Source organism: Kribbella sp. NBC_01484, from assembly GCF_036227145.1.
Lineage (GTDB): Bacteria > Actinomycetota > Actinomycetes > Propionibacteriales > Kribbellaceae > Kribbella.
On record NZ_CP109437.1, the window covers coordinates 3,815,801 to 3,833,510 of the forward strand.

General features: G+C 63.9%; 7 protein-coding genes. 6 read left to right on the top strand and 1 reads right to left on the bottom strand.

What is annotated here, in order from left to right; all coding sequences use genetic code 11:
• Positions 1–84: 84 nt before the first annotated feature.
• A complete protein-coding gene (locus tag OG555_RS18895) occupies positions 85–5,187 on the bottom strand; it encodes an AAA domain-containing protein (protein ID WP_329484222.1) in 5,103 nt (1,700 codons plus the stop codon).
• Between the two features lie 1,525 nt (positions 5,188–6,712).
• Here OG555_RS18895 and OG555_RS18900 point away from each other — a divergent pair.
• From OG555_RS18900 to pglZ, 6 genes are all read left to right on the top strand, one after another.
• Complete coding sequence (locus OG555_RS18900; protein WP_329484223.1) at positions 6,713–6,919, top strand: helix-turn-helix domain-containing protein; 207 nt, start codon at positions 6,713–6,715, stop codon at positions 6,917–6,919.
• A 68-nt stretch (positions 6,920–6,987) separates the two neighbouring features.
• A complete protein-coding gene (locus OG555_RS18905; RefSeq protein WP_329484224.1) occupies positions 6,988–7,620 on the top strand; it encodes a DUF1819 family protein in 633 nt (210 codons plus the stop codon).
• Entirely contained in the window at positions 7,617–8,216 is a 600-nt protein-coding gene (locus OG555_RS18910) for a DUF1788 domain-containing protein (RefSeq protein ID WP_329484225.1), read from the top strand. The genes OG555_RS18905 and OG555_RS18910 overlap by 4 nt, the downstream gene beginning before the upstream one ends.
• On the top strand, positions 8,213–11,701 hold the full coding sequence (gene brxC, locus OG555_RS18915) for a BREX system P-loop protein BrxC (RefSeq protein ID WP_329484226.1): 3,489 nt from the start codon (positions 8,213–8,215) through the stop codon (positions 11,699–11,701). Before OG555_RS18910 ends, brxC begins: the two co-directional genes overlap by 4 nt.
• A complete protein-coding gene (pglX, locus tag OG555_RS18920; protein WP_329484227.1) occupies positions 11,701–15,219 on the top strand; it encodes a BREX-1 system adenine-specific DNA-methyltransferase PglX in 3,519 nt (1,172 codons plus the stop codon). The genes brxC and pglX overlap by 1 nt, the downstream gene beginning before the upstream one ends.
• Complete coding sequence (pglZ, locus tag OG555_RS18925) at positions 15,212–17,710, top strand: BREX-1 system phosphatase PglZ type A (protein WP_329484228.1); 2,499 nt, start codon at positions 15,212–15,214, stop codon at positions 17,708–17,710. The genes pglX and pglZ overlap by 8 nt, the downstream gene beginning before the upstream one ends.

A 17,710-nucleotide genomic window follows, 5' to 3' on the forward strand; every position in this document is an offset into this window, starting at 1 on the left:
GGCTGGCGATTATGGAACTCACATCGGACCGACATAACCCGCAGTTGGCCTCCGAGCATTTTCATGAATCGCGGGGGACTTCGCTCAGTCCTGAACCTCGACTACCACAGCCTGCTGGATGCCTCGTGGTGTGTTGAAGTGGACGGTGTCTCCAGGTTGGGCGCCTTCGATGGCCTGGGCGAGATCAGTGAGTGGACTGACCGGTGATGTATCCGCCGGAACTCCGTCGGCATGCGGCATGATGGTTACGAATAAGCGGTCGACGTCGTCCTCGCCGGGGTACTGCAGCCAGGTGATGCAGCCGGGTGTAACCCACGAGCCGCCGTTTTTCGATGGATCCACGATTGACTGTGACAATACCCGCTCGAGATAGTGGAGCCGGGCGTCCAGGTCGTCACGATGTTGCTCTCGGTTCGCGACCTCGACGTCGTGCGACCGTCCGTCCACGGCGCGGACAGGAGGCGGATCGGCCAGCCATTCCTCGATGGCTGCCGCCTCATCTCGAACCCTTCTCCGCGCGGCCGACGACAACAGCATCTTGCCATTGCTGAATCGCTGCGCCCGGCGATCCGCCATCGAGGGCTGCTGGAAGACGGTCTGCACTGATGCGGCCGGCGAGACGGTCGTCGTTGCCTCGCTCGAGTCGCCCCCAGGCGAGTACTCATCGAGCAAGTCGTCCGCGGCTCTGCTGACGGGCACCGCCGGCGCCTCGACCGCGACATGTGTAGCAGTCGTGTCCTCGGTAGTCGGCTGTCCCCAGGTCGGCTGGATCTCCAGCTTCTCCAGCAGCTCCCAGAGTGGCTCGAGGGCTTGTTCCGGGTCCCGGAAAAAGACGCTCCCTCGGATGCGCCAGAACGTCCAGCCAACCCGCTCGAGGTCCCGCTGCCGGGCTGCGTCGTCCCAGGCTGCTTCACCATCATGGAATGCATCGCCGTCACATTCGACGGCCAGTCTCTGGGTCCCGCCTTCAATGACTAGATCGATCCGGTAACCGCCGACCTTGACCTGGGGACGGACGCGGAATCCGCGCTCGCGAGCGGCGAGGAAGACGCGCTGTTCGAACAAGCTGTCAAAAGCCGAGTGTCGGCGATCCGGCAGTACGTCGCCGATGTCGAGGGCATCCTGCTCAGCCAAGGGCTTGAGCAGGTATCGCAGGTAACGCTGACGCAGGTCCTTGCCGGACAGATCTCCCGGCTGAACGCTGTGGAACAGCCACACCTGGTCCCTCGCCCGCGATGCGGCGACGTTGAGGCGCTGTTGATCGGACTCTTTGCTGAGAGTCCCGATCCGGGCCGGGCCGCTGGTCGACTGCAGACTCGACACCATCGAGATGAAGATGACGTCTCGCTCGTCGCCTTGGAATGCCTCAGCGTTGCCGGCGCGTAGCTTTCGCTGCTCGACGACACGGACTCCCAGCGCATCCACCAGCCGCTGCATGATGAGCTTGTCCTGCGCGTGTCCGAGCAAGCTGATGACGCCCATGGATTTGCCGTCGTACGCCGGATCGGCACAACACTTCTCGATCTGAGCGACGATCTCCTCGGCTTCGGGTTCGTTGACGACGTCCCGGCGGCCTGACACTACGGCACCCTTGACGTAGGTAGTGCGCAGCGGTGGTAGCCGGTCCGCGCCGTACTGCCGCAGAGGCACAAGTGCGCCGTGATAGCAGAGCTCGTTAGAGAAGCCGATGATCTCGGGCATGCAGCGGAAGTGCTCGCGGAGCATGATGCGCGAGGCCATACCGACCGCCTGGTCGAAGAAGCTGTTGAGCGGGCCGAACAAAGCCTTGTGCTCCAGCGGCGCCAGGTAGCGGTCCTGCAAGGTGAAGACTGCCTCGTGGTCCAGCCCGACGTTGGACGGACTGACCTGCTTGTCATCTCCGACGACCACCATGCGAGGTGCCAACCAGGACAACAGCAGTCCTTCGAGTCCGGACTGACTGGCCTCGTCGACGATAACGACGTCGAACAGGTTCGGCCGATCGACTGGCACGGTGTCGAAGACCTGGTGCATCGGCATGATCCACGCAGGGACTGCGCCCTGACATTCCTGGAGGCTCTTACGGGCGTCCTCGCGATACCTGTTCACGTATTTCCCGGTACCCTTGCCCGCCTTGCGCACAGCTTGGGCGTACATCTTTAGGTGAGTGGACTCTCTCGGCGTAAGCCGCCTCAGTGCATGTGCCCAACCTCTGTTGGTCGCGAGTCGCTCCAACGCCGCCCGCGCATCCACCTCCGCGGCATCGAGCGACGCCCGCCATCGTTGCTCGGCCAGCGGATCGGTCTTGGCGCGCAACCGCTCGTCCCACACGGACCAGGCCCATGCTTCGGACAGCCTCGGCAGCCGCTCGTCCCAGCTCAGATCCGATCTAGTCTCCTCGATGCGTACGGCGAGATCCGGCGCGGCAGCTGCCACTTTGTGTTGCAAATGCCCCAGTTGCACCAGAATCGAGTTCGCCTCGTGGGCTGCTTCCAGAGCATGGAACGCCGCCCGGTACTCGGCCGGGTCCCAACCTCCGAGGGCATCCGCGGCTCGCCGGACGGCCGCGACCGAGCCTGGTGCCGATGCCAGATCGACCAGGATTCTCCTCGTCCGGTCCACCGAAGCTCGAACATCCACCTGAAGCGACATCAGATCCAGGGCATCCAGCGCCCACAATAAGCGCGTGAGCTCGTCGGTACTGTTCAGGTCCACGGCAGGCATCGCCGGCACTGCCTGCAGGCGTCGCCCGAGTGCGACGACCGCATCGGCAAAGGACAAGACATCGGCGAGGAGCTTGTTCTCGTCCGCGAGTACGGCGATCCGTTGGGCCTGCGGCAGAGTGTGCGGCTGTCGGTAGCCCCACATCTCTTCCAGGGGTGCCAACAGCTTCTCGACCATCGCTTGACTATGCGCCGGCCGAAGGTGGTCCAGATCTTCGATCTCGCGGCCGTCGACACGGACCTGATCGAGGAAGGGTGAAGCCGCCTTGGCGATCTTCGAGCGTCCAAGCAGACCCTTGAGCTTGCCGCCCTGGCTGAGGTGATCGAACAGCGCCGAGGCGTGCCCCACGGCCTCGCCGAAGTCAAGCGCATCGAGTCCCGCGACTATTCTTCCATCAACACCCGTGAGCCAAGACTGACCGCTGTCGATGCCGACAGCGGTCATTTCTTGTCGGTGTCGCCACATGCGATCCCGGCCGCCCGTTATGTCACGCAGGGCCTCGGCGATCCATGGTTCGTTGCGGCGCTCAAGTTCGCGGCGACGATGGCTCAGGTCGCCCAGTCCCCGGCGAATCTGCTCGCGCTCGGACGCCTGCGTGTTGGCCAGCGCGAGAAACTCGTCCGTACCACGGGCTTCGGTCAAGTCCGCTTCACGCGCATTCAACTCGCTACGACGCTCCGCAAGCTGCTCGAACTCGGCCGGCGGCACGAGCTCGCCGAGCTGTGGGACAGTTCCGGTCAATGCGCGCAGTTCACGTGTCGCTCGACGTAACAGATCCAGGAATCGGCTCACATCCGCCATGCTCAGAGTAGGCTGGTCCGACGTGACCCGGCCAAGCCATTCCGATGTGCTCTCTTCCTCTGCCAGGCGTTCGGCAATCTCCTGCAAAGTTCCGGAGTAGTCGCCGACGTCGGGCGCGTAGACGTAGGTCTCCAGCTCTCGGATTGTGCGCAGCTCCGTCAGGGCCGTCTGCTCTCGATCGCGGGCATCTGCCAGACGCCGCCGAAGGTCCGCGGCCTCGCGCTCCGCACCTGTCGAGTTCCATCGGTCAGCCTGATCCAGAATGGTCGTCACCGATTGCTCGAGATCGGCCTGACCCTTTACGGCGTCGTCGGTGACACTGACGCAGAGATCGCTGATGTCGCTCGGCAACTTCTCCTTGAGCACGGTTAGCGCGCGAGTGGTCGTGCTGGTGACGAGAACCCGCTGCCCGTGGGCCAGGAGGTCACTGATCAGGTTCGCGATCGTGTGCGTCTTGCCTGTCCCCGGTGGGCCCTGGACGACCACCGTCTGATGGTCGGCCAACCGGTCCCGGATCTGGCGCTGTTCGTCGTTCGCCGCCTTCGGAAAGTACACCTCCTCGTCGGCGTAGGCCTGTTCCCAGGAATGCTGGTCGGCGTCGAAAACGCGACCGTCGGTGATTTCAGCGAACTGCCGTACGCCTGAGGGCACGTCCACACCTGCGCGCAGCATGGCGATGATCTGCTCGCAGGCAGCGACGAACGACCTCTTGGTTCGTTCACGCAGTATCAGCGCGGGCGCGAACGTGACGGACGGCCCGTCCGGGCCGGCGTGGCCGCCCGGAGGAGCGATGTCAGGAACGAAGGCAGCGTCGGGCCCGGATCCATTCACCCAGGAGCGGAGCAGGCTGCTCACGCCATCGGGTTCACTGGCCCAGGGATCATCAAGGCTCTGAAGACCAGCACGGATCGCTTGACGGAGCTCGTCCGACGCTGTGTCCTGCGGGTCCAACATGTCTTCCTCGAGGGCGGGCGGCCGTGCGTCCGGGGACGGCACGACAGTCAGGCGCCCGGAGTCGAGATCGAGCTCGATCGTCGCTGCCGTCGTGACGAGATGCCGCCGAACGTCCTGGCCGCCGGACGTGGTGACAAGGCAGCCGAAGCCAAGGACGATCTCGTAGGTCTCGGCGAGAGCTCTCGAATCCTGGTACATCGCGTAGAGATGGTGGTACGCCTCGCCTATAGCAGCTCTCGGCTGATCATCCGTCGCCCATGCCTGCCAAACCGGGGCCCATTCCCTCAACGCGTCGGCTACCTCGGGATGGTCCTCGAGCAGCAACTCCTCGGTCACGGTTTCCAGATCGCCCTCAGGGGTGACGACCTGAACCGCCCGCGCCGCGACCCCACTCAACGACGGGAGTGTCTGCGCGGAGTCACGCAGCGACCGCTCGGTGATCCACGGCCGAAGCAGGTCCGGTGGCGACGGAGGCGGAACTCGCTCGATACGGTCGATCGTCAGCCACACGCCCGGGTCGGTCTCCTGCCCGAACTGCAGGCCTTCGACGAACGGCAGCTGGCCGAACCACATCACCGAGCGGTAGGCGTCGACCGAGCGCACCACTCTCGTCCGCAGCCGCTGCAGCTGGACCAGGAATTCGAAGATCCGCGCGGCTCGATCGTTCAGGGACCCGTCCGGCACGGTCGAGCCCACTCCTTGTGAATCCACTGTCTCCCCCAGATTCATCCACCCCTGGCAAATCTTCGCCACACCGTACCCGGCATCACCGACAAGGCGCGGTCGCGGACTACATCAGCCGGCGCGGCCTCCGGTCATCGCCGCAAGCGTGCTGCACGGTCCGCGCACCACGTCATCATCATCGTTGTAGTACCCACACCGTTACAGCACGGTCAGACCGGGTCGCCGTCAGGCTTTGATCAGGACAAAGCCGCGCCGTGTGCACTTCTGGAGTGAATCTCTCAGTTGGCGGCTGACCCAGTCGACGAGAGCCTGCGGAACGCTGGAGGGCGCCAGCTTGACCGCCACCGGGAGCGGCCACTCAGACTACAGCCACAGGTCCAGTTGACCCGTCCGGTTGGTGTGGATTCCTTCGAAGCGCGCTTCTCTGACGCGCAGATCACGCCGAATCTCCGAGTGGAATTCTTTCGGCCGCGCCCGGCCTGTCCGTTGAAGTCAAATCGTTGGAGGCAGCGGCAGTCATGGCCGCCCACGAGAGTTTCGAACACGCGGCCCGAATCGCCGGAACCGTCGATTCCACAGGTATTTCGTTGCTCCAGGAGTCCGTTCTTGAGCTTGCCCGCGACTACCAAAACTATCCACCGTGGCAGCTCCTGACCAACGCATGGCACATCCGCAATGTCGCGTACTTGCTGCTCGAGAAGACTCGGCGAGCGGCACAGACCTCGCAGCTCTACCAAGTGGCCGGGCAAGCTTGTGGGCTGCTCTCGGTCGTCTCGTTGACTTGGCGGGGTGGGATGCCGCGGACGAGCGGGCGCGGTCGGCGCGTACGTATGCCGAACTCGTTGGCGACCCCGACCTTGAGGCATGGTCGCGCGGGACGCAGTCCTCATTGCCAACTGGCGTGGCCAGAGTCGTCGGGCGATCGACCTGATTGCCAGCATTGTCGACGCTGCGCCGTCGGGGCCTCGACAGCCAGACTGCGAGCGATCGAAGGTCGGGCGTGGCGGAACTGGGGCGTCCGGATCATGGGAAGGAAGCACTTCGTCTGGCCGACCTCGAGATGGAGCAAGCCCTGAGTACGAGATGTATGGGGGTGACAGGTGGTGAATTCGGCTGGGGCCAGGGGCGGCGCTCCGCCTGTGCGGGAACTGCTCTCCAAGGTCGGCCTGGGCGAGACGGCCGTGACGCGGATCGGCGACGCCATTAGCTTGGTGGCCGCCGATCCATTCGGTGGGCTGGCGCCGGCCCGTGCGCAGAACGCTCGGTGCGTACATGGCCGGCAGCTCTGGCTGGTCTCAGCGAACTTGGTTGCGGGCCCCCGACGATCCCTTCACTTCGACCGTCGCCCGGTTCTTGGCGACGAGCTAACCGACCGCCGCCGCTGGTTCCGGCGGTGCTGAAGCCTCCGGGAGCGCGCCAAGCACCCTTGAGACTTGCGGCGACCGGACCAGACTGTCTGGGACATGGTGTTACCTGCAATACTCGGTGAAACCAGGTGAAGCGGGGTCTCCTTCGGTATCACCGGGGACGCACTGCGCTCCGTACCACTAGTCGGCTGGAGGTCCCTCTCGTGTCTGACCCCTGGCTCTCTGCCGACGACATTGCGGCCCACCTCGGTGTCACGAAGGACACGGTCTACGCGTTGATCGCGGAGAAGGGTATGCCCGCCCACAAGGTGGGTCGGCTTTGGAAGTTCCAGGCGAGTGAGGTCGACGAGTGGGTCCGAACGGGTAGCGCAGCTTCGTCGGGCGAGGGTGCCACTGCCAACGGCGCGTGAGTATCCATGGGTGCCAGTGGGCTGGCGATAGCTTGAACGACTTGCCAAGATGCGGAGAGGCGGGACCGATGAACGACGCACTGGCGGCAGTACCTCGGCGATACGCGCTCTCGTTCACGACGGGCGCTCTCCTGGCGCGTGAGGCCGCGCTGCTCGCACCCCTGTACATCGAGCAGCACGACTGGGAGCGGGTCCGGGATCTTGCCGTGGCGGGCAACCTCCTGCAGGCGCGGACCTACAGCTCGGGGATCCGTCTGGTTCGCGAGACGGTGAAGCGGCTCTCTGCGCTGGCTGACGAGGAGGTCGAGTTCCTGATCGATGCGGCGGCTTCCGAGCGCGCGTACCTCATGTGGGCCGCCGCCTGCCGACGCTACGAGTTGATCGGCGAGTTCGCCGAGGAGGTCTTGCGGGAGCGGTTCCTTGTTCTCGCCTCGACGCTGGGTTACCAGGACTTCGACAGCTTCGTCCGGACCAAGGCGCTATGGCACGAGGAACTGGCCGAGATCAAGGGCTCGACCCTGCAGAGGCTGAGGTCAAACGTGTTCAAGATGCTGCAGGAGGCCGAGCTGCTGTCGGAGGCGGGGTACATCGTGCCCGCCGTGTTGTCCGAGCGAGTCGCCGCCGTACTGAGTGCTCGCATACCGACTGACCTGCGATTCTTCCCGACCCAGCAGACCGACGGGCGGGGGGATGCTTTGTGATTCCGAAGACTCTGCCTGAGCAGGAGGAGCACCTGTTCGCTGTGCTCAGCGGCCGGCGCTTCCTGCAGATGGAGGGCCTGAGCAACGAGGTCCCGTTCTTCATCTACCCGTACCCGCAGGAGGACGCGCTAGCCGTCGCAGCGGCCAAGAAGCGGATCAAGAACCGGCTGTCCAACGCGGGGATCACCGCGATTGAGATCAACCTGTACGACCTGTCGGTCCAGCTCCTCGAGGAGCGAGGCGTGTGGGACCGGGTCCTGGCGATCGAGCAGGACCAGGACAAGGACGACTTCCGCGAGACGCTCCAGGGGATGCTCGACCCGCAGTTGCACATCGCACCAGCGATCCGCGACCGGCTCGCGCAGGCGGACTTCGACATCTTCTTCCTCACCGGCATCGGTGAGGTCTTTCCGTACATCCGCTCGCACAACGTGCTGAACAACCTGCAGTCGGTGGTCAAGGGCAAGCCGATGCTCATGTACTTCCCGGGCCGCTACGAGCAGTCCGACACGTTGGGGTCGTCGCTCGTGCTGTTCGGTCGGCTCAAGGACGACCAGTACTACCGAGCCAAGAACATCCTGGAACAGGAGGCATGAGCTCGATGCTGCTCAGCGAGATCTTCGCCAAGGACATCCAGCGCCCGATCGAAGGCGTCATCAAGGCTGATGACGTCGCGCACCTGGGTACGGAGGTCGAGGAGTACGTCCTGACCAACGAGGCCGCCAAGGGTCTGGAGATCCTCCTCGAGGAGTACACCTCCTACACCAACGCCAACGGCGTGTGGATCTCCGGCTTCTTCGGCTCCGGCAAGTCGCACATGCTCAAGATGCTCGCCCACCTGTTGGGCGACGTCGAAGGCCAGGACTACCCGCGTCAGAACGTCTCGGACAGCTTCCGGGCCAAGAGCCCGGATGCCTTCCTGCCCGGCCTGCTCAACAAGGCAGACCGCATCCCAGCCAAGAGCCTGCTGTTCAACATCGACCAGAAGGCCACCCTGATCAGCAAGGACCAGACCGACGCCTTGCTCAAGGTGTTCGTCAAGGTTTTCGACGAGAGCTGTGGCTACTACGGCAACCAGGGACACGTCGCTCGGTTCGAGCGCGACCTCGACAGCCGGGGACAGTACGAGGCGTTCAAGGAGGCGTTCGAGCGCATCGCCGGCATCCCCTGGGTTCAGGGGCGTGAGCAGAGCGCCCTGGAAGGCCCGAGCATCGACCGCGCCTTCGCCGAGGTCAACAATGGGATGGCCGACGGCATCATCAAGCAGTACAGCGCGTCGTACTCGGTCTCGATCGAGGACTTCGCGGACGAGGTCAAGGCGTGGCTGGACAAGCAGGGCGCCCCGAGCTTCCGCCTGAACTTCTTCGTCGACGAGGTCGGCCAGTTCATCGGCTCGGACACCAAGCTGATGCTCAACCTGCAGACCATCGCCGAGTCGCTCAACACCAAGTGCTCTGGCCGGGCCTGGGTGCTGGTGACCTCGCAGGAGGACATGGAGAAGGTCATCGGTGACCGCACCAGGCAGCAGGGCAACGACTTCTCAAAGATCCAGGCTCGGTTCAAGATCCGCCTGAAGTTGACCAGCGCGGACGTCGAGGAGGTCATCCGCAAGCGTCTACTGGAGAAGAACGATGCGGGCGCCGCCTCGCTGAGCAAGATCTACGCCGGCCAGCACGCCAACTTCAAGATGCTGTTCGACTTCGTCGACGGGGCCAAGACCTACCGCAACTACACCGACGAGGCCCACTTCGTCGGGACCTACCCGTTCGTCAGCTACCAGTTCCCGCTTTTCCAGGCCGCGATCGAGGGCATTTCGGACCACAACGTCTTTGAGGGACGGAACAGCTCGGTCGGTGAGCGCTCGATGCTCGGCGTCGTTCAGCAGGTCGCCAAGGACATCGGCAATGTCGTAGTCGGCCAGCTCGCGACCTTCGACAGCATGTTCGCCGGCATCCGCGCCTCGCTGAAGTCGGCCGCTCAGCGCTCGATCGACGTCGCCGAGCGCAACCTCGACAATCCGCTGGCGGTCCGCCTCCTCAAGGCGCTGTTCCTCGTCAAGTACGTCGAGAGCTTCCAGGCGACCCCGCGCAACCTCACGGTGCTGGTCTACGACCGTTTCGGCCTCGACCTTCCGGCTCTGTCTGAGCAGGTCAAGGAGGCGCTGACCGTTTTGGAGACCCAGACCTACATCGAGCGCAACGGCAACGCCTATGAGTACCTGACCAACGAAGAGCAGGTCATCGAGGAGGAGATCAAGAACGTCGAAATCGACGCCTCCGAGGTCAGTGGCCGGCTGTTTAAGATCCTGTCCGGCGACGTCATCAAGACCAACAAGTTCCGCTACGCCAAGAACGGGCAGGACTTCCCGTTAGGCTTCAAGCTGGACGACCAGGCGCACGGCTCCCAGAAGGAGTTGGCGGTCCATTTCATCTCGCCGGAGTACCCGTACTCGCCCGAAGAGATCCGCATGCACAGTGCGGGCAAGGACGAGCTTCGGATCATCCTCGAGCCGGACGCCCGGGTTCTGTCGGACCTGCGGTTGCTGATCAAGACCGAGAAGTACATCAAGCGCAAGCAGAGCACCTCGATCTCGGCCGTCGAGGGCCAGATCCTGCAGACCAAGGGTGCGCAGAACATCGACCGCGAGAAGGAGCTGATCGAGCGGGTCAAGGCCTCGGTGGGTAAGTCCACCCTGGTCATCAACGCCGCCGACATCACCTCCAGCTCGCAGGACGCACTGGTCCGAGTAGCCGACGGCTTCCAGGACCTGATCAGCCGCACCTACACCCAGCTCAAGCTGCTCGACGGCAGGACGTACAGCGAGCAGCAGGTAGCCGGAGCAGCCAACCCCGACAGCGGGCTGTTCGACGCCGCTGATGCCAGCAAGCTCTACGCGCCGGCGGAGGAGGTGCTGTCGTTTGTGCTGCGCAAGGAAGCCCTCGGTGAGCAGATCACGGTCAAGACCATCGTCGACAGCTTTACGGCCAAGCCCTACGGCTGGGACCTGGGCTCGATCGAAGTTCTGGTCGCGTACCTGATTGGCACCTCCAAGGTCACGCTGACGGTCGACGGCAACGTCCTCAGGCGCTCCGAGGTCGCCACGGCGCTGCGCAACACCCAGAAGCACGCCCACGCCGTGGTCTCGCCACAGAAGACCTTCGACGGGCGCACGGTCGCCGCCTTCCGCAAGTTCTGCACCGACTTCTTCGACGAAGGCAACACCCCCAAGGACCCGCTGGAGCTCGCCCGGCACGGCGCCGACAAGCTGAAGGCCAAGCGTGACGAGCTCAAGGCGACCGTCGCCGGCTCCAAGTACCCGTTCGTCGCTCAGCTCTCCGCCCCGATCGATCTGCTCGACCAGGTGGTCGGCAAGTCCGACGACTGGTATCTGACCGACTTCAACCTTGGCGACGACCTGCTCGACGCCAAGGAGAGCACTGTCGACCCGATCCAGGCGTTCCTCAGCGGCGGACAGAAGGCGATCTACGACGATGCCCTTGCCCTGCTGACCACCCACAGCAGCAACCTCGGCTACCTGCCCTCCGGCAGCGACTCCACGGTGCGTGCTGCCCTGGACGACCCGAACGCCTTCCGCGGCAGCAAGATGGCCCAGCTCAAGCAGGCCACCGACCAGCTTCGCGCCCAGATCGAGGCGGTCGTTGCCAGCAACCGCGCCGATGTCGTCGAGGCCATCGAGGGGCGCAAGGCCGAGATCGAGCAGAGCGCCTTCTGCGCCAAGGCGACCCCTGACGCTCAGGAGAGTGTGCTGCGCCGGGTCGACCAGACGATCTCCCGCGTCCGCACCCAGAACCAGGTCGCCCTCATTCGTGAGACCGGCTCGAGCTTCGAGGAGAGCGTCTACCCGAGCCTGCTCGACCAGCTGGCTGGCTCGCAGCAGGCGGACGGTGACGGGGATGGCGGTACGCCACCGCCGCCGAAGCAGACCGTGTCGGTCAAGACCATCTCCGCTACCGGCATCTCCGGGGTGCTGGAGACGGAGGCGGACGTCGACCGCTACCTCGACGCCCTGCGCTCCGTGCTCGTGAAGACCCTGAACGACGGAAAGCGAATCTCTCTCTGATGGAAACCGCACCGCTGAAGTCGTTCGCCACCTGGGCGCGCACCTCGCTCATCCGCGAGGTGACCGCCCGGATCGCCGTTGTGCTGGCTCCTGCCTCGCCCGAGCGGGTAGAGCAGCCCAAGGCCGTCGACGCCCTGGAGAAGGCCGTCGGCGCAGCCGGTGGGGGCGACAAGGGTAAGGCGGCGGTCGCCGACAAGGTCGCCTACACCTGGTTCAACCGGATCATCGCCCTGCGCTTCATGGACGCCAACGGCTACACCGGCATCGGCGTCGTCTCCCCGCAGGCCGGCGTCGAGACGGGTCAGCCCGAGATCCTGGCCGCGGCAAAGCGCGGCAACATCGACGCCACGGTGGTCGGGGGCAAGACCCGCGACATTGTGACGGCGCTGCTCAACGGCACCCGCCGTAGCGGCGATGCTCAGGGCGAGGCCTACGCGCTGCTGCTCGCGGACTACTGCCGCTATTGGAACCGCGCCATGCCGTTCATGTTCGAGCGCGAGGGCGACTTCACCGAGCTGCTGATCCCGGCCAACCTGCTGGCCGACGACTCCGTGCCGAGCCGCGCGGTCAGGGTGCTCACCAAGGAAGTCTGTCAGGACGTCGAGGTGATCGGCTGGCTGTACCAGTTCTACATCTCCGAGCGGAAGGACGAGGTCTTCGCCGGGTTTAAGAAGAACAAGAAGGCCGGCGCTGACGAGATCCCCGCAGCCACCCAGCTGTTCACGCCGCACTGGATCGTCCGCTACCTGGTCGAGAACTCCCTTGGTCGGCTGTGGATGCTCAACAGCCCAGCCTCGCAACTCGTTGACCAGATGCAGTACTACATCCCGCCAGTCGACGAGGAGACCGACTTCCTGAAGATCACCAGCCCCGAGGAGTTCAAGGTCGTCGACCCGGCCTGCGGATCGGGGCACATGCTCACCTATGCCTTCGACCTGCTCTACGCCATCTACGAGGAAGAGGGCTACGCCCCAGCCGAGATCCCCAGTCTGATCCTGACCAACAACCTCTACGGCGTGGAGATCGACCCGCGAGCCGGGGCGCTCGCGGCCTTCGCCCTGACCATGAAGGCCCGCGCCAGGCAGCGCACGTTCTTCAACAAGCAGGTCGAGCCAAACGTCTGCGTCCTCGACCCAATCCGCTTCACCTCGGACGAGATCGACTTCCTGCTGACACGAGGCGGTGATCGGTATGCGGAGTCGACCTTCTGGAACCAGTTCGAGCACGCCGACACCCTTGGGTCACTGATCCAGCCCGATCCCGAGCTGACGACTCGCCTCAAGCAGCACGTCGCTCAGCTTGATGACGGCGGGGACATCATCTTGGCGGACGTACTCGATCGGGCGGAGCGGGTCGTTGTTCAGGCCGAGTACCTCTCGCCTCGCTACTCCGTGGTGGTTGCCAATCCACCGTATATGGGCAGCGGGAACATGGATCCACAGGTTTCCGCGTTCGCGCAGGAGTCTTACCCGCGATCCAAAGCCGATTTGTTTGCGATGTTCATCGAACGCTCTTTCGACCTTCTCAACCATCTTGGCTACTCAGCAATGGTGACGATGGAGTCGTGGATGTTCCTGCGCACCTACGCAGATCTGCGCGGCGAGTTGTTGACGAGCACTTCCATCAGGGACATGGTCCACATGCCGTACGTTGGCAAGGGCAGCACGAGCATGGGGATCAACTTCGGGACGGCTGCCACGGTCATCAAGAAGGGGATAGATGTCGACTGCCGCGCGAGCTTTCAGTCGATCCGCTACTTCGAGACCGATTCCCAGGGGGTGCCAACAAGCTTTCCGGTGCTGAACGAGCGCCATTCGATCCTTGTGCCCAACGTCCTTCGTTTGATCCCGGGGGCACCGATTGCATTCTGGCTCTCGGACGCAACTCGTGATGCATTCGTCGGCGCGACCTCTGTGGGCACGATCGCCACGCTTCGTGAAGGAATCAACACTGGAAATAATGATCTCTTCTTGAGACGTTGGTGGGAGGTTGAAGCGGGCAAGATCTCGTTCGATCGGATGCGGAACCAAGAGAAGTCCGAGCGGTGGGTTCCCCACAAGAAGGGCGGCCCGTTTCGGAAGTGGTCGGGCAACGAGGAATATGTTCTTGACTGGGGGTCCGAAGGCGCGGGCATCCACGCGTATCACGGCGTCCCGCTCTCGACCAATGGTGCGCCCATGCGGGGAAAGGCGTACTTCTTCCAACCGTCTCTGGCGTGGAGTAGGATTAGTACTTCCGATTTTTCGCTCCGAGCGCATCCCGCTGGGTTTGCGTATGATTCGACGGCGCCCTCCATCTTCGGCGACGAGGCATCCCGTTGGGTCCTGTTGGGACTTCTCAACAGCGTCGTGGTCCGGCACTTGCTCGGAGCGCTGAGTCCGACTCTTGACTTCAGGATCGCGGCTCTCAGCAACATCCCCCTCCCGGATGATTGGCGGAGCATCGACGTTTCGACCGTAGTCGAGCTCGAATCGCTGGCCCGTTCCGATTGGAACACGGCTGAAGTGTCATGGGAGTTTGAAGCCCTCCCTTGGGTGCCGCAGGGGGGCGGGACCTCCGTTGTGCTTGCTGACTATTGGGCCAGGGTCGCGGACGACCGCGAGGCGGCGACAGGTCGTGTGCGCAGCTTGGAGGAAGCAAACAACAGGTCCTTCATCGAGGCCTTCGGACTGACGGAAGAGCTCCGTGCGGACGTGCCGATTGAGCGCGTGTCTCTTAGAGCCAACGTCAGGTGGCGGTACCCGACTGAGGAGAACGCCCATGATCTGCGATCACTAGCGTTCTCGGATGCCGCGAGAGAACTCGTGTCATATGCAGTTGGATGCATGTTCGGGCGGTACAGCCTCGATGAGCCGGGCCTCATCCTGGCCGATCACGGCTCCACGGTGCAGGACTACCTGGCGAAGGTGCCGGGCCCGACGTTCGCTCCGGACAAGGACAACGTCATCCCCATCGTGGATGGCGACTGGTTCGAGGACGACATCGTTGCTCGCTTCCGTTCGTTCCTGCGCGTGGCCTTCGGAGAGCAACACTTCGAGGAGAACCTCCGCTTCGTCACCGAGTCGCTCGGTGTGAAGGACATCCGCGACTACTTCGTGAACTCGTTCTACAAGGACCACGTCCAGCGGTACAAGAAGCGCCCGATCTACTGGCTGTTCTCCAGTCCCAAGGGTTCGTTCAACGCCCTGATCTACATGCACCGCTACACGCCGTCCACGGTCTCGACCGTGCTCAACGAGTACCTGCGCGAGTTCCGGGCCAAGCTCTCGTCGAGCCTGCAGCAGCAGGAGCGCCTGGCTGCTGGTGGGCGTACGCCGCGTCAGCAGGCAGCCACCCAGAAGGAGGCCGACCGGCTGCGGAAGGTGTTGCTGGAGCTCGAGGAGTACGAGCACGACGTGGTGTACCCGCTTGCTTCCCGTCAGCTCGCGATCGATCTCGATGACGGCGTGAAGGCCAACTACCCGAAGTTCGGTTCCGCCCTGAAGAAGATCGTCGGTATTGAGGCCCGCGATGAGTGACGCCGCGACGGTCCGTCCGCACCTGCTGCGATGGTTCGATAGCCGCCGGGTCGTCTTCTGGCACGACCCGGATGGCCAGTACGCCGCGGATCTGGACGGTCTCGAGCTGCAGGGTACCCAGACGATCCGTGTCGCCAACGACGAGTTCGCCGTCAAGAACCGGTTGCTGCACGACGAACCGGAGGGCAAGTTCCTCGTCTATCGGTCTGGCGCGCTGCCGAGCGGCATCGGGAACTGGTTGCTCGACTTGGAGCTGGCCTACGGGGTCTTCACAGCCGACCGCACCGCCCTGGTGGCGCAGGATCTGGGCTTAGTCGGCAAGGGCATAGACGAGGTCGTCCAGGCGCACGAGAAGTTTTTCAACGCGGCGAAGCGCGTCCAGAGCCTCAAGGCACTCCTCAACCCCGAGGACGATGCGACCGACCTGCGGGCCAAGATGACCGCAGTGGTTCTTGGTCTCAAGGACTCGCACAGCCTGCTGGAGATTACGCGCACGCTGTTGACCGAGAACGCCAAGGGCCAGCACGCCAAGTACGACGCCCTGGTCGACTACGGCCTCGATGGCTTCTACTGGCAGGGCGTGGAGCGAATCTACGGCTACGCGTCAGCCTCGCCGAGCATTGACGACCTCGTGCTGTGGGTTTTCGGCAGGGCCATCGAGGGCTTCAAGTCCGACCGCCCGGGCGGTCTCCAGAATATCCAGCTCGACTTTGCCAGCCTGCGAAATGACCGGCGCAGCCAGGAAGCCATGGCGACACTAGCCAAGCGGGCGGCCGGCAATTTGGACTACAAGTCGAAGATCGAGGACGCGAGCTTCCGCGACATGGTCGGTGTCGACCTGTTTGAGGAGACCGACCAGAAGATCATTAGCGACCTGGCACGAGCAGTCGCCGAGCAGACCGTCACCCCGCGCGAGGTAGCCGAGGTGGTGCGGGCGCGGCAGAGTAGCGTCTGGATCGACGGCTATAAGCAGCTCTACTCAGCCATCGCCTGCGCCTCGGAGGTGCTCGGCGTTCTGGCCTCCCTGAACCTCAGCATCCAGTCGTTCGACGACGGGTTAGACCGCTACCGACGCGAGTGGTTCCGAATCGACCAGCTCTATCGTCAGTTCACCTTCGCCGCCCGCACTGCCGAGTACCCGAAGCCTTTGGAAGCGCTGCGGGAGCAGGTCGAGAAGCGCTACACCAACAAGTATGTGTACGAGCTGGGCAACGCTTGGCAGCAGCAGGTCGACCTGGCCGCCAGGTGGCGTTCGACCGCGCTCCGCTCGCAGACCGCCTTCTACTCACGCTACGTCGAGCCACTGGTACGCGACGGCGACAAGAAGGCCGTCGTCATCATCTCCGACGCGATGCGCTACGAGGTGGCCGACGAGCTTGGTTCGCTCATCCGGCAGGAGGACCGCTTCGACGCCAACCTGGAAGCCGTCCTCGGGGTGCTGCCGAGCTATACCCAGCTCGGTATGGCGGCGTTGCTGCCGCACTCGACGCTCAAGCATTCGGCTGACGCCAAGACCGTGCTGGCCGACGACCAGCCGACGAACAACACCGCCTTCCGCAGCAAGATCCTGGAGGGGGTCGGTGGATCGGCGATCCAGGCCGAGGACTTCAAGGCCCTCAACGCCGAGGAGCGGCGCGAGCTCTACAAGGCGAATCGAGTCTTGTACGTCTACCACAACCGGATCGACGCCACCGGTGACAAGCCCGGCACCGAGCGCCAGGTCTTCGAGGCGGTCGAAGATACGCTGCGCGACATCGTCGACCTGGTGAAGAAGCTGGCCAACGCCAACGCCACCAACATCTTCATCACGGCCGACCACGGCTTCCTGTTCCAGGACGACGCCCTGGTCGACACCTTGTTCCTGTCGACTCAGCCGCAGGGCGACGACATCCAGGTGGTCAACCGGCGCTTCGTATTGGGCAAGGGCCTCAAGGTCGACAGCGCCTTCGCCACCTTCGCCGCCGCTCAGCTCGGGCTTGAGAGCGATCTAGAGGTCCAGATCCCCAAGTCAATCCACAGACTTCGGCTGGCCGGCGGTGGCTCACGGTTCGTGCACGGTGGGGCGACTCTCCAGGAGATCGTGGTCCCCGTGCTGGCGGTCAACAAGAAGCGCAAGAGCGATACCAGATTGGTCAACGTCGAGGTCTGGCCGGAGTCCGACAAGATCACGACCGGGCAGGTCGTCGTCCGGCTGTTCCAGACCGAGCCGGTCAGCGACAAGGTTCAGCCGCGCGCTCTCCGGGCCGGGCTCTACGTCGGGGAGACCCTGATCTCGAACGTCGTCAACCTGACCTTCGACCAGACCTCTGCCGACAAGCGCGACCGTTACCAGAGCGCGCGGATGCTGCTCAGCCAGGAGTCGAGCGACTACAACAACCGAGCCGTGGAGTTCCGCCTCGAGGAGCGCATCCCCAACACGAACCAGTGGCGGGTCTTCGCTAAGGCGGTCTACACGTTGAAGCGTTCGTTCGCGTCGGACTTCGACTTCTGA

Excerpts from the sequence above, each read along its gene's own strand:
- OG555_RS18895 (WP_329484222.1), bottom strand. The coding sequence starts at position 5,187 with ATGAATCTGGGGGAGACAGTGGATTCACAAGGAGTGGGCTCGACCGTG.
- pglZ (WP_329484228.1), top strand. The coding sequence starts at position 15,212 with ATGAGTGACGCCGCGACGGTCCGTCCGCACCTGCTGCGATGGTTCGAT.
- pglX (WP_329484227.1), top strand. The coding sequence starts at position 11,701 with ATGGAAACCGCACCGCTGAAGTCGTTCGCCACCTGGGCGCGCACCTCG.
- OG555_RS18905 (WP_329484224.1), top strand. The coding sequence starts at position 6,988 with ATGAACGACGCACTGGCGGCAGTACCTCGGCGATACGCGCTCTCGTTC.
- brxC (WP_329484226.1), top strand. The coding sequence starts at position 8,213 with ATGAGCTCGATGCTGCTCAGCGAGATCTTCGCCAAGGACATCCAGCGC.